This window comes from Streptomyces sp. NPDC107454 (assembly GCF_055582885.1).
The window spans coordinates 56,863-70,047 of record NZ_JBVJPA010000012.1; the positions used below are offsets into that span (position 1 = coordinate 56,863).

The 13,185-nt window shown below is 72.4% G+C and carries 13 protein-coding genes; 6 read left to right on the plus strand and 7 right to left on the minus strand.

The window, feature by feature from the left end; translation table 11 throughout:
- Positions 1–254 precede the first annotated feature (254 nt).
- Entirely contained in the window at positions 255–1,916 is a 1,662-nt protein-coding gene (gene qcrB, locus ACZ69M_RS29505) for a cytochrome bc1 complex cytochrome b subunit (RefSeq protein WP_470054497.1), read from the plus strand.
- On the opposite strand, the gene ACZ69M_RS29510 is transcribed toward qcrB, so the two are convergent.
- Positions 1,891–2,859, minus strand: coding sequence for an acyl-CoA dehydrogenase family protein (locus ACZ69M_RS29510; RefSeq protein WP_470054499.1), 969 nt, complete (start codon positions 2,857–2,859; stop codon positions 1,891–1,893). The genes qcrB and ACZ69M_RS29510 overlap by 26 nt on opposite strands.
- Complete coding sequence (locus ACZ69M_RS29515; RefSeq protein WP_470054501.1) at positions 2,859–4,004, minus strand: acyl-CoA dehydrogenase family protein; 1,146 nt, start codon at positions 4,002–4,004, stop codon at positions 2,859–2,861. The genes ACZ69M_RS29510 and ACZ69M_RS29515 overlap by 1 nt, the downstream gene beginning before the upstream one ends.
- 46 nt (positions 4,005–4,050) lie before the next feature.
- Here ACZ69M_RS29515 and ACZ69M_RS29520 point away from each other — a divergent pair, with 46 nt between their 5' ends.
- The 3 genes from ACZ69M_RS29520 to ACZ69M_RS29530 are packed head-to-tail and all read left to right on the plus strand — an operon-like array spanning position 4,051 to position 6,690.
- Entirely contained in the window at positions 4,051–4,842 is a 792-nt protein-coding gene (locus tag ACZ69M_RS29520) for an SDR family oxidoreductase (RefSeq protein WP_470054503.1), read from the plus strand.
- Positions 4,843–4,881: 39 nt separating this feature from the next.
- Positions 4,882–5,493: a TetR/AcrR family transcriptional regulator gene (locus tag ACZ69M_RS29525; protein ID WP_470054505.1), complete on the plus strand. Its 612-nt coding sequence runs from the start codon at positions 4,882–4,884 to the stop codon at positions 5,491–5,493.
- A 39-nt stretch (positions 5,494–5,532) separates the two neighbouring features.
- Positions 5,533–6,690, plus strand: a complete 1,158-nt coding sequence (locus ACZ69M_RS29530) for an acetyl-CoA C-acetyltransferase (RefSeq protein ID WP_470054507.1) — start codon at positions 5,533–5,535, stop codon at positions 6,688–6,690.
- A gap of 70 nt (positions 6,691–6,760) precedes the next feature.
- Here the strand turns inward: ACZ69M_RS29530 and ACZ69M_RS29535 are convergent, their stop codons facing one another.
- From ACZ69M_RS29535 to ACZ69M_RS29550, 4 genes are read right to left on the minus strand one after another with little or no spacing between them, the layout of a single operon-like run.
- Positions 6,761–7,825 carry an NAD(P)H-dependent flavin oxidoreductase gene (locus ACZ69M_RS29535; RefSeq protein WP_470054509.1) on the minus strand — a complete coding sequence of 355 codons (1,065 nt, stop codon included), beginning with the start codon at positions 7,823–7,825 and terminating at the stop codon, positions 6,761–6,763.
- On the minus strand, positions 7,825–8,595 hold the full coding sequence (locus tag ACZ69M_RS29540) for a CoA-transferase subunit beta (protein WP_470054510.1): 771 nt from the start codon (positions 8,593–8,595) through the stop codon (positions 7,825–7,827). Before ACZ69M_RS29540 ends, ACZ69M_RS29535 begins: the two co-directional genes overlap by 1 nt.
- Positions 8,592–9,455 (minus strand): CoA transferase subunit A, encoded by an 864-nt coding sequence (locus tag ACZ69M_RS29545; RefSeq protein WP_470054511.1) that lies wholly within the window; start codon positions 9,453–9,455, stop codon positions 8,592–8,594. The genes ACZ69M_RS29540 and ACZ69M_RS29545 overlap by 4 nt, the downstream gene beginning before the upstream one ends.
- Positions 9,452–10,216, minus strand: a complete 765-nt coding sequence (locus ACZ69M_RS29550; RefSeq protein WP_352046522.1) for an enoyl-CoA hydratase family protein — start codon at positions 10,214–10,216, stop codon at positions 9,452–9,454. Before ACZ69M_RS29550 ends, ACZ69M_RS29545 begins: the two co-directional genes overlap by 4 nt.
- 108 nt (positions 10,217–10,324) lie before the next feature.
- Here ACZ69M_RS29550 and ACZ69M_RS29555 point away from each other — a divergent pair, with 108 nt between their 5' ends.
- Both ACZ69M_RS29555 and ACZ69M_RS29560 read left to right on the plus strand, forming a co-directional pair.
- Positions 10,325–11,083: an SDR family oxidoreductase gene (locus ACZ69M_RS29555; protein WP_470054979.1), complete on the plus strand. Its 759-nt coding sequence runs from the start codon at positions 10,325–10,327 to the stop codon at positions 11,081–11,083.
- 1 nt (position 11,084) lies between these two features.
- The gene (locus ACZ69M_RS29560; protein WP_470054513.1) at positions 11,085–12,002 is read left to right on the plus strand and encodes an SDR family oxidoreductase; all 918 of its coding nucleotides are present in this window, start codon (positions 11,085–11,087) and stop codon (positions 12,000–12,002) included.
- A 97-nt stretch (positions 12,003–12,099) separates the two neighbouring features.
- On the opposite strand, the gene ACZ69M_RS29565 is transcribed toward ACZ69M_RS29560, so the two are convergent.
- On the minus strand, positions 12,100–13,143 hold the full coding sequence (locus tag ACZ69M_RS29565) for an ankyrin repeat domain-containing protein (protein WP_470054515.1): 1,044 nt from the start codon (positions 13,141–13,143) through the stop codon (positions 12,100–12,102).
- Positions 13,144–13,185 lie beyond the last annotated feature (42 nt).

Consider the following 13,185-nt stretch of genomic DNA (forward strand, 5'->3'; position numbering starts at 1 on the left):
CGGGGAACTGCGCGCTCAGGCCCCACCGGCCGTCGGCCGAGTGACTACGGACGGGCTGAGGCTTTCAGGTGCGCGGGGAACTGCGCGACCAGCCCCCGCCCACCCGCAGGTTGAGAGCCCACCCGGGGGGCTGGGGGCGGAGCCCCCAGGGATGGGACGGGCAGGGGCGGCGGGGGCGAGGGACAGGTGGGGGGTGACGCGCCGTTGGCTTCGGGGAGGTGTCGTGCCACTCTGGTGGGCCGAGGGGGTGGCCCATGGTCGCGGGAGAGATCAACTCCGGTCGGGGACAAGGGACTTCACGTGCGGGGCGAAGGGGCAAGACGCCGGCGGGTGAGCGGGTGGCGGACTGGGCCGACGGACGGCTCGGCCTCTACGCGCTGGCCAAGTCCAACATGCGCAAGGTCTTCCCGGACCACTGGTCCTTCATGCTCGGCGAGGTCTGCCTCTACAGCTTCCTGATCCTGATCCTGACCGGCGTCTACCTCACGCTCTTCTTCGAGCCGAGCGCCTCCGAGGTCGTCTACCACGGCCCGTACGAGCCGCTCAACGGCATCCTCATGACCCGCGCCTACGAGTCCACCCTCCACATCAGCTTCGAGGTGCGCGGCGGACTCCTGGTCCGGCAGATCCACCACTGGGCGGCGATCGTCTTCCTCGCCGGGATGCTCGTGCACATGATGCGCGTCTTCTTCACCGGCGCGTTCCGCAAGCCCCGCGAGGTCAACTGGCTGTTCGGCTGGACCCTGCTGATGCTCGGCCTGATCACCGGCCTGACCGGCTACTCGCTCCCCGACGACCTGCTCTCCGGCACCGGCGTCCGCTTCGCCCAGGGCGCGATCCTGTCGGTCCCGATCGTGGGAACGTACCTCTCCTTCTTCCTCTTCGGAGGCGAGTTCCCGGGCCACGACATCATTCCGCGCTTCTTCCCGATCCACGTCCTCCTGCTGCCGGGCATCATGCTGGGCCTGGTGGTCGCCCATCTGATCCTGGTCTTCTACCACAAGCACACGCAGTACCCGGGGCCCGGACGCGACCAGAAGTCCGTCGTCGGGATGCCGTTCATGCCGGTGTACATGGCCAAGGCGGGCGGGTTCTTCTTCCTCGTCTTCGGGGTGCTGTCGATGATGGGGGCGATCGCGACCATCAACCCCGTCTGGGCCTTCGGCCCCTACCGGCCGGACCTGGTGACGACCGGCGCACAGCCCGACTGGTACCTCGGCTTCTCCGAGGGGCTCATCCGGGTGATGCCGGGATGGGAGATCAACGCCTGGGGCCACACCCTCCAACTGGGTGTGTTCATCCCCTTCTCCCTCTTCCCGCTGATCATGACCGCCATCGCCGTCTACCCGTTCATCGAGGCGTGGATCACCGGGGACAGACGGGAACACCACATCCTGGACCGGCCGCGCAACGTCCCCACCCGCACCGGGCTCGGTGTCGCCTGGCTGACGCTGTACGGAGTACTCCTGGTCGGCGGTGGCAACGACCTGTGGGCCACCCACTTCCACCTCTCCATCAACGCCATCACCTGGTTCGTACGGGTCTCCTTCTTCGTCGCCCCGGCGCTCGCCTTCGTCGTCACGCGCCGGATCTGCATGGGCCTTCAGCGACGGGACCGCGACAAGGTGCTGCACGGAAGGGAGTCCGGGGTCATCCGGATGCTTCCGCACGGCGAGTACGTCGAGGTGCACGAACCGCTCACACCGGCGCAGCGGTTCACGCTCACCCAGCACGAACAGCCCCCGCCGTACGAGGTGGGACCGCTCGTGGACGCAGGCGGCGTCGCCCGCCGGGTCGGCCCCGGCCGCAGGCTGCGCGCCCGGCTCGCCCGTGCCATGTACGGACCCGACACCCAGATCCCGAAGCCGACGCCGGAGGAGTACCGGGAGCTCACCAGCGGCGAGCACCACCACTGAGCACCTCGGCCCGGCACTCGGCCGGGGTGCCCCACGCGGTCCGCAGGGCACGGGCCTTGGCCAGCCACAGGGACAGGTCGTACTCCGCGGTGTAGCCGATCGCGCCGTGCAACTGGAGCGCCGTGCGCGCGGTGGCATAGGCGGCCTCGCAGGCCGTGACCTTGGCCGCGGCCACGTCGGCGGGCGCCATCGTCAGGGCCGCCCCGAACAGCAGCGGCCGCGCGAACTCCAGGGCGATCTTCGCGTCGGCGAGGCGATGCTTCACCGCCTGGAACGAGCCGACGGGGACACCGAACTGGGCGCGCTGCCCGACATACGCGACGGTCCGGTCCAGGAGCGCGAGACCGACGCCGAGCGCCTGGGCGGCGGTGGCGAGCCGGGCCCAGACGAGGGCATGGGCGACGGGAGGGGCGGTGGCGAGCAGTTCACCGCCCGGGGTGAGCGGTGTGAGGCGGCGGGCGGGGTCCAGGGAGGCGCGTACCGGGCCGTGGCCGGGAGCCAGCCGCAGTCCGTCGGCCGCCAGGGCGAGGCGGGTGGTCACCGCGTCGCCGTCCAGCGCGTACGCCCCGTCGAGGGCCAGCGTCGCCGACGCCTCGCCCGAGGCCAGCGACGGGAGCAGCCGCCCGGCGGGCACGGGGTCCGCCAGCTCGGCCAGCAGGGCGGCCGCCGCGACCGTCTCCACCAGCGGGCCGGGCACCGCGTGCCGTCCCAGCTCGACGAAACCCACGGCCAGTTCCACCGGATGCGGGCCCATCCCCTCGTACGCCTCCGGCACCGCGAGCGCGAACACGCCCACCTTGGCGATTCGGGACCACAGCGCACGGCCGCCGCCGTGGTCGCCGCGGCTCCAGTCCCGTACGACCGACGGGGTGTCCGCGGCCGTCAGCATCGCGTCCAGCGAGTCGGCGAACGCCCGCTGCTGCGGGTCGAGGAGGAAGCGCATCAGCGGCGGCCCTTCGGGAGGCCGAGCAGGCGCTCGGCGATGATGTCGCGCTGGATCTCGTTGGTGCCGGCGTAGATCGGGCCGGCGAGCGAGAAGACGTACCCCTCGGACCAGTCAGACTCGGCCGACTCGCCGTCCGGGCCGAGGAGGTCGAGGGCCGTCTCGTGCAGCGCGATGTCGTACTCGGACCAGAAGACCTTGTTCAGACTGGCCTCCGGTCCGATCGTCCCGCCGTCCAGAAAGCGGGAGGCGTTGGCGTAGGTGAAGAGCTGGTAGGCGCGGGCGCCGATCACCGCGTCGGCCACCCGGTCGCGCAGCGCCGTGTCCGAGGGGTCGCCGCGATCGCGCCACAGGGCCTCCAGCCGGTCCGCGGCGGCGAGGAAGCGGCCCGGTGAACGCAGCGTCAGTCCCCGCTCGTTGGCCGCCGTCGACATGGCGACCCGCCAGCCCGCGCCCGGCTCGCCGATCACGTCCTCGTCCGGGACGAAGACCTCGTCGAGAAAGACCTCGGCGAAGGCCGGTCTGCCGTCCAGACGGCCGATGGGGCGCACGGTGACCCCGGGCGCGCGCAGGTCGAACATCAGATAGGTCAGGCCCTGATGAGGCCTCGGTGTGCCCGGCTCGCTGCGGAAGAGACCGAACGCGCGGTCGGCGAAGGCGGCCCGCGACGACCAGGTCTTCTGCCCGCTCAAGCGCCAGCCCCCGGCTGTACGCACCGCACGCGAGGTGAGCGAGGCCAGGTCGGACCCCGCCTCCGGCTCGGACCACGCCTGCGCCCAGACGACCTCCCCGGCGGCCAGGGCGGGCAGGATCCGGGCGCGCTGCTGCTCCGTGCCGTGCTCGAAGAGGGTGGGCGCCAGGAGGTTGATGCCGTTCTGGCCGACCCGGCCCGGTGCGCCCGCCGCGTAGTACTCCTCCTCGAACACCAGCCAGCGCACGATGTCCGCGCCCCGGCCGCCGTACGCCTCCGGCCAGGACACCACCGACCAGCGGTCCGCGGCGAGTTCGGCCTCCCACACGCGGTGCGCCGCGAAACCCTCCTCGGTCTCCAGGGACGGAAGGGGCGTCCGTGGCACATGGGCGGCGAGCCAGGTCCGGGCCTCGGCGCGGAAGGCCTCGTCGGCGGGGGAGAGGGTCAGATCCATCGGCAGCACCTTCCCTAACAAGTGTTTGGTAGGTTAGCGTGGAGGTATGAGCGACGTCGAGAGTCCGGCGTACGTCAGCGGGCACGGGCTGCTGACCGGGCGCACCGCCGTCATCACCGCCGCCGCGGGCGCGGGCATCGGCGGGGCGACGGCGCGCAGGTTCCTGGAGGAGGGGGCGCGGGTGGTCATCAGTGACGCCCATGTCCGCCGCCTCAAGGAGAGCGAAGAGGCCCTCGCCGCGGAGTTCGGCGCGGCGAACGTCGCCTCGCTGCCGTGCGACGTGACGGACGAGCAGCAGGTGGAAGCCCTCTTCGCCCTGGCGGGAGAGCTCCACGACGGCCTGGACATCGTCGTCAACAACGCGGGCCTCGGCGGCACCTGTGCCCTCGTCGACATGACCGACGAGCAGTGGTCGAGAGTGCTGGACGTGACACTGAACGGCACGTTCCGGTGCACCCGGGCCGCCCTGCGCCGTTTCAGGCACCAGGGCCGCGGCGGAGTCGTCGTCAACAACGCCTCCGTCGTCGGCTGGCGCGCCCAGGCCGGCCAGGCGCACTACGCCGCCGCCAAGGCGGGCGTCATGGCACTCACCCGGTGCGCGGCCGTCGAGGCCGCCGAGTACGGGGTGCGTGTCAACGCGGTGTCACCGAGTCTCGCCATGCACCCGCACCTGGTGAAGGTGACCACGCCCGAGCTGCTGGAGGAACTGACGGGCCGCGAGGCCTTCGGCCGCTACGCCGAGCCCTGGGAGGTGGCCAACGTGATGGTGTTCCTGGCGTCCGGCTACTCCTCGTACATGACCGGTGAAGTCGTCTCCGTCAGCAGCCAGCATGCCTAGGGCGCCGTCGGCCGGCACCCCTGGGACCACAATGGAACCGTGCCTACCAAGAAGAAGCCCCAGGTGACCGCCACCCCCGAGCGGCGCCGCGAACTCCTCGACACCGCCGCGGAGGTCTTCGCCGAGCAGGGCTACAACGCCACCACCGTACGCAAGATCGCGGACGAGGCCGGGATGCTCGCGGGCAGCCTCTACTACCACTTCGACTCCAAGGAATCGATGCTGGAGGAGATCCTGCGGACCTTCCTCGACGAACTCTGGCAGGGCTACGACGCCGTCCTGGACGCCGAACTCGGCCCGCGCCAGACACTGGAGGCCCTGGTCACCGAGTCGTTCCGGGAGATCGACCGGCACCGTGCCGCCGTCGCCATCTACCAGAAGGAGTCCCGGCACCTCGCCGCCCAGCAGCGCTTCGCCTTCCTCGCCGACTCGCAGCGCAACTTCGAGAAGGCGTGGCTGAGCACGCTGGAGCGCGGCGTGGCCGCCGAGGTCTTCCGGGCCGACCTCGACATCCGGCTCACCTACCGCTTCGTGCGCGACACCGTGTGGGTCGCCGCGTCCTGGTACCGGCCCGGCGGACAGCACAGTCCCGAGGAGATCGCCCGGCAGTACCTGTCGATGGTGCTGGACGGCATCTCCGTACGCGAATAGCCGATATCCGCGATACCCCATGTCTGCGAGGGAGTTGTCATGGCCGAGGCCTACATCGTCGAAGCGGTCCGTACGCCCGTCGGGCGGCGCGGGGGAGGCCTGAGCGGTGTCCACCCGGCCGACCTCGGCGCGCATGTCCTCAAGGCCCTGGTCGAGCGCTCCGGAGTGGACCCGGCCGCCGTCGAGGACGTCGTCTTCGGCTGTCTGGACACCGTGGGGCCGCAGGCCGGGGACATCGCCCGCACCTGCTGGCTGGCGGCCGGACTTCCCGAGGAGGTGCCGGGCGCCACCGTCGACCGGCAGTGCGGCTCCTCCCAGCAGGCCGTGCACTTCGCCGCCCAGGGCGTCCTGTCCGGCACCCAGGACCTGGTGGTCGCGGGCGGAGTGCAGAACATGAGCCAGATCCCCATCGCCTTCGCCTCCCGCCAGGCCGCCGAACCCCTCGGCCTCACCGAAGGCCCCTTCGCGGGCAGTGAGGGCTGGCGGGCGCGCTACGGCGACCGGCCCGTCAACCAGTTCGCGGGCGCCGAGATGATCGCCGCCAAGTGGGGCATCAGCCGCCGCGACCAGGAGGAGTTCGCCCTCCGCTCGCACCGGCGGGCGATCCGCGCGCTCGACGAGGGCCGCTTCGCCCGCGAGACCGTGGCCTACGGCGAGGTGACCGCCGACGAGGGCCCGCGCCGGGACACCTCACTGGAGAGGATGGCGGGCCTGAAGCCGGTCGTCGAGGGTGGCACCATCACCGCCGCCTGCTCCTCCCAGGTCTCCGACGGCGCCGCCGCGATGCTGCTCGCCTCCGAGCGGGCGGTACGGGAGCACGGGCTGACCCCGCGCGCCCGCGTCCACCACCTCTCCGTACGCGGCGAGGACCCCATCCGCATGCTGTCCGCGCCCATCCCGGCCACCGCGTACGCCCTGAAGAAGACCGGCATGTCCCTCGACGCCATCGACCTCGTCGAGATCAACGAAGCCTTCGCCCCGGTCGTCCTCGCCTGGCTCAAGGAGACCGGCGCCGACCCGGAGAAGGTCAACGTCAACGGCGGCGCCATCGCTCTGGGGCATCCGTTGGGGGCGACGGGCGTGAAGCTGATGACGACGCTCCTGCACGAACTGGAGCGCACCGGCGGCCGGTTCGGCCTCCAGACGATGTGCGAGGGCGGCGGCCAGGCGAACGTGACGATCATCGAAAGGCTCTGAGGCCCGGGGATCGAACGGCTCTGAACCTCGGGGGCGCACACCGGCCCCCGAGGCTGCTTGGCCGACTCGGTCACCCGGGCGTCGAAGCACCCACGACCGCCAGGGCGCCGAGGGTTTCCCGGGCTTCCGCCATCACCCGGTCGACCAGCTCCTTGCACGACGGCAGATCCTCGATCACCCCCGCGACCTGCCCCGACGCCATCACGCCCAGGTCCGTGCGCCCGTCCACCATCGACGACTTCAGGAGCATCGGCGTGTTCGCGGCGAGCAGCACCTGGCTCCAGGTCAGCTCCTTGCCGTGCTTCATGGCGAGTCCGTCGCGGACCATCCGCGACCAGGTCAGGCCGGAGATCCGCCGGAAGCCGGCGGCCCGGCGGACGGCCCGGACGAGGGCGCTCGTCCGGCCGGACCTCTCCAAGGAGTCGACGAAGTCCGTGCGCAGCATGCGATGGGGGAGGCCGTCCACGGCCGTCGTGACCGTGACGTCCCTGACCGTCGCCGCCAGGTACCGCGCCTTCACCGCGGCCGGAACGGTCGAGTCCGAGGTGAGCAGGAAACGGGTGCCCATGGCGATGCCCGCCGCCCCGTACGCCAGCGCCGCGACCAGCCCCCGCCCGTCGTGGAAACCGCCCGCCGCTACCACCGGGATGTCCACCGCGTCCACCACCTGCGGCAGCAGCACCGTCGTCGCGACCTCGCCGGTGTGGCCGCCGCCCTCGCCGCCCTGCACGATCACCGCGTCCGCGCCCCAGGCGGCCACCTTCTCGGCGTGCCGGCGCGCCCCGACGGAGGGGACGACGACCACACCCGCCTCCTTCAGCTCGGTGATCAGCTCGCGGGAGGGCGCGAGGGCGAACGACGCGACCCGTACCCCCTCGTCGACGATGATCCGTACCCGCTCGCCCGCGTCCCCGGCGTCGGCGCGCAGATTCACCCCGAACGGCGCGTCCGTACGGGACCTGACCTCGCGTATGGCCTCTCTCAGATGGTCGAGGGTCATCGTCGCGGAGGCCAGGATGCCCAGCGCCCCCGCGTTCGCCGCCGCCGACACCAGGCGGGGGCCCGCGACCCAGCCCATACCGGTCTGCACGACGGGGTGACGGACACCGACGAGGCGGGTGAGCGCGGTCTCCATCAGCTCCTGACCTCTCGGTCCCGGGCGCCGCCCGGATCGATGACCTCGCGGATCAGCCTCAGCTCCTCGGGAGTCGGTTCGCGGGTGCGGGGCACCTCGTCGGGGACCGACAACCCGAAGCCCGTGGCCTCCCGCACCTGTTCCACGGTGACGCCCGGGTGCAGTGAGGCGAGCCGCATCGAGTGGTCGGGGGTGGCGAAGTCGAAGACACCGAGGTCGCTCACCACGCGCGGGATGCGATGGAAGCGGGTGGCGCTCGGGCCCGCGGCGGCCGCACGGTCGTACCCCACCCCGCACACCATGTCGACCCGCTCGACGAAGACGCGCGGCGAGTGCCTGGGGACCCAGTAACTGGTCGGGTTGTTGAGGGTGTTGACCGGCGCGCCGCGCACGCCGAGCAACTGGCGCGTGGGCCTGGACCAGTCACCGATGCAGGAGATGTTCTGGTTGCCGAAGCGGTCGAGCTGACTCGCGCCCATCATCACGTGCCGGCGTCCGCCGGTGACCATGGTCAGGTGCTGACGGTAGGGCAGCCAGCCCTCCGGGGTGCCGTCGAGGCCGACGAGCATCGCCTCACCGTCGGTCAGCAGCAGATCGGGGGAGAAGGTGCGCTTGGCGAGACGGGCGCCGATGGAGGGGACGGAGCCCATGGGGGCGGCGAGCACCTCGCCGTTGTCCCGCCAGGCCTCGGCGCAGGCGATCACGCAGTACTCGGCCCGGGAGACCTCGGCTGAGGGGGCGCCGGGGGCGGGGGTGGACGCGGGGCTCATCGCTGCTCCTTGTGCCAGGCCCGTACGGCGGACTGGTAGGCCTGTTCGTCGTCGGCGAGGAAGCGCGCGGCGAACTCGGCGTACGGCGTGGTGGCGTACAGCTTCTGGAAGGGCTCGTCGCGTCCGTGGTCGGGGGCGCAGGACGTGAAGTGCGCGCCGTTCGGAGTCTCGACGACGCCCGTCACGCTCGACCGCTTGAGCAGCAGGGTCTGCGGGGCGGCCTCCTTGGTGAGCTCCGCCGTGTCGACCACGCGCTCGCACGAGACGTACGCGGCGTCGGCCGCCTCGCAGAACAGGTCGTCGAAGTACGGGTCCGGGCCCAGATACTGACCGTTGCCCAGGCGGTCGGCGCGGTTCATGTGGACCAGGGCCGCGTCCAGGCGCAGGGCGGGCATGGCGACGAGCTCCTCCCGTACCCCCGAGGAGGCATCGGCGTACGGCGAAGTGACCGTGCGCAGGCCGGGGTTGACCCGCATCACGTCCGAACCGAGCCCGGCCCGGACGGGGAGGAAGGGCAGCCGGTTCGCGGCGGCGTGCAGGCCCCACATGAACATCGCCTCGTCGACCTCCATCAGCTCGAACGCCCCGCGCTCGCGCGCCGCCCGGTAGTGCGGTTCGAGCGGGATCGAGTCGAGGGTGGTGAAGGCGGTGACGAGCCTGCGGATCCGGCCCGCGGCGGCGAGCAGGCCGACGTCCGGGCCGCCGTACGACACCACGGTGAGATCGGTGATCCCGGTGCGCAGCAGTGCTCTCACCAGGGCCATCGGCTTGCGGCGCGAGCCCCAGCCGCCGATGCCCAGGGTCATCCCGCTGTGGAGCCGGGAGACCACCTCGTCGGTGGTCATCGTCTTGTCGCTCACCTGTCGACCCCCTCCTTTCCGAAGGTGTCGCGGACACGGTCGGCGACCCCGCCGAGGTTCGCCTCGAAGGTGAAGCCCTGCTCGAATCGGTAGCTGCGGCGCACGTCCACGGGGTCGATGCCGTTGAGCGCGGCCTTCGCGAGCCGGATCAGCTCGCCGTCCTTGGCGGCGATCTCTCGCGCCAGGTCCAGCGCGGCGCCCAGGAGTTCCCCGCGCGGCACGACCCGCCACACCGAGCCGTGCGCGTGCAGCTCGGCGGCGGTCGCCGTGCGCGAGGTGTAGTACAGCGCGCGCACCAGGTGGCCCGGGACCAGGCGGGCCAGATGCGTGGCCGCGCCGAGGGCGCCACGGTCCAGCTCGGGCAGGCCGAACGTGGCGTCCTCGCTCGCCACGATCGCGTCCGCGTTCCCCACCAGCCCGATCCCGCCGCCCAGACAGAAGCCGTGCACCGCCGCGACGACGGGGACCTCGCACTCGTAGACCGCGGCGAAGGCCTCGAAGCAGCCGCGGTTCGCCCCTATGAGCGCGCGATGGCCCCCGCTGTCCCTGGTCTCGCGCTGCATCTCCTTGATGTCCACGCCCGCGTTGAAACCGCGCCCCACGGCCGTCAGCACGACGCACCGGACGCCGGGGTCGCGGCCCGCCGCGCGCAGGGCGTCGGCCAGGTCGAACCAGCCGCGCACCGGCAGCGCGTTCACCGGTGGGAAGTCGACCGTGACGACGGAAATCCCCTTTTCCGGGGACGAGGTGGAGACACCCATGGACGCATCAGCTACCTTTCCACCTCAGGACCATTCCACCAAACGTTTGTTAGGCGCACTCTCGAAGCTAGCAGTGAATGCATCCGGGCGGGAGGCCCTGTGGACAACCTGGATCTCGGGGGCAGGACCGTCGTCGTCACGGGCGGCACCCGTGGGGTGGGGGCCGGGATCGCCCGGTCGTTCGTCGAGGCGGGCGCGGACGTGGTGGTCTGCGCCCGCAGACCCCCCGACGTACCGCTGGAGGGTGCGGAGTTCGTGTCGGTGGACCTCCGCGACCCGGCCGCCGTGCACGCCTTCTTCGCCGCGCTGCCCCGGCTCGACGTGCTGGTGAACAACGCGGGCGGCGCGCCCTACCGTCCCCTGACGGAGGCGGACGCCGGGCGCCACACGCGCGTGATCGAGCTGAACCTCATCGTGCCGCTGACCGCCTCGCTCGCCGCGTACGAGCACCTCAGACGGGCCCGGGGATCGATCGTGATGATCGGCAGCGTGAGCGGAGCGCGGCCGTCGCCCGGGTCGGCGGCGTACGGGGCGGCCAAGGCGGGCCTCGAGAACCTGGCCCGTTCGATGGCCGTCGAGTGGGCTCCCGACGTCCGGGTCAACACCCTCGTCGTCGGCATGGTCCGCACCGAACTCTCCCATCTGCACTATGGCGGCGAGGACGGCATCGCGGCCGTCTCCCGCACCGTCCCGCTGGGCCGTCTCGCCGACCCGTCCGACATCGGCGGGGCCGCGGTCTTCCTCGCCTCGGAGGCGGCGAAGTACATCAGCGGGGCCTCACTGCTCGTCCACGGCGGCGGCGAGCGGCCCGCCTTCCTGGACGCGGCGACCGCCAACAAGGCCGGCACGTCCGACAAGGGGGACTGAGATGAGTGGACCGCTGCTGTGCGAGGGGCGGGTCGTGATCGTCACGGGCGCCGGGCGCGGACTCGGCCGCGCGCACGCGCTCGCGTACGCCGCCGAGGGAGCGCGGGTCGTCGTGAACGACCTCGGGGTGGGCCTCGACGGCACGCCCGGCCCGGACAGCCCGGCCGCGCTGGTCGTGACGGAGATCCGGGCGGCGGGCGGACAGGCGGTGGCCCACGGCGGCGACATCGCCACCACCGACGGCGCCGCCTCCCTCGTACGCACCGCGCTGGAGACGTACGGACGCCTGGACACCCTCGTCAACAACGCGGGGTTCCTGCGCGACCGGATGCTCGTCAACCTCGACGAGGACGACTGGGACGCCGTGCTGCGCGTCCACCTCAAGGGTCACTTCCTGCCGCTGAAGCACGCGGCGGCGCACTGGCGGGCGGAGGCGAAGGACGGCCGCACGCCCCGGGCCAGGGTCGTCAACACCAGCAGCGGGGCGGGTCTGCTGGGTTCGGTCGGACAGGGCAACTACAGCGCCGCCAAGGCCGGGATCATCGGCCTGACCCTGGTCGCCGCGGCCGAACTGGGCCGCTACGGCGTCCAGGTCAACGCGATCGCCCCCGCGGCCCGCACCCGGATGACCGAACGCACCTTCGCGGACACCATGGCGGCCCCTGGCGCCGACTCCTTCGACGCGATGGCCCCCGAGAACGTCTCCCCCCTCGTCGTCTGGCTCGGCGCGAGCGCGAGCACCGGAGTCACCGGCCGCGTCTTCGAGACCGAGGGCGGCCGCATCACCGTCATGGAGGGCTGGCGGCCGGGCCCCACCGCGGACAAGGGCGCCCGCTGGACCCCGTCCGAGGCCGGCGACACGGCCCTGAAGCTGCTGGCGGAGGCGGAGGTTCCGGGGGCGGTGTACGGGGCGGGGTAGGGGACGCCTCCATCCGTGAGGACGTATCCCTGGGGACGGTCCCTGAGGGCGGTCCCTGAGGTCGTATCCCGAGGACGTGTCCCTGTGGGCGCGTGGTTCAAGGACCGGACGGGCCGGGGGAGTTCAGCCGCGCCAGCGCGCTCGCCGCCCGGTCGCGGATCACGGGGTCGGCCGCGCCGGTGAGGACGCGCAGGATCGGCAGGCCGTGGGGATTGCCCAGGCGGCCCAGTACGTCCGCGCCGAAGGCCTGGCGGAGGGGGTCGGGGGCGGCGCACCACTCGACCGCCGCCCGGAACGTCTCCTCGTCGCCGCGCAGGCCCAGCGCCGTCGCCGCCTCGGTCCAGTCGTCGTTGCCGGGGTCGGCGGGACGCAGGGCGCGGGCGGCCAGTTCGGCGGCGGGCGCGGTGATGCCGAGGGCGGATTCGAGAAGGGTCGCTATCGCGGCATGGCCCGTCTGCTGGTCGTTGCTCGCGACGGGATTCCCGGCCGGGTCGAGGAGTTGGACCTCCACGGTGATGCCGCCGTCCTGCGGGTAGCGGTGGGTGACGGAGGGGTGGCCCGGGCCCCAGGTCTCCTCCAGGCCCGCGCGCACCTCGGTCTCCACATCGGCGGTGAGCCGGCGGTGGGCCTCGGCGAGCGCCGCCGACCGCGCCCGCGCTCCGTGCCGCAGGAGGGCGCGTACACAGCCGGGTGAACCACGGCGGGCGGCCGCGACGAGCGGGGGCTCACCGGTCGGGCCCGGGCGGTCGGGGTCCGCGCCCGCCGCGAGGAGTTCCCCCACCACCGCGACCCGCCCCAGCCGCACCGCCCACGTCAGCGCCGTGAACCCGAACTCCTCCACCGTGTCCGGCGCGGCCCCGGCCGCCAGCAGGGCGCGTACGACCTCCGTGTGCCCACCGCACGCCGCCCCGCACAGCGGCGCGTCCGTGCCCTGGCTGAGCCGGTCGGGCGCGGCCCCGGCCACCAGCAGCAGCCGTACGACGCCGGGCCGGTCGCTGACCGCCGCGAGATACAGCGCCGTCTGGCCGTCCTCGTCCACCGCGTCCGGGCTCACACCGGAGCGCAGCAGCCGTACCACCGCGTCCTCGTCACCCTCGTGCACAGCTGTGAAGAGGTGTGCCGCGGGGTCGTTCGTGCTCATCCTTCGACCCTCGCTCGCGAAGGACGCGAGAGGCAAAGTCTT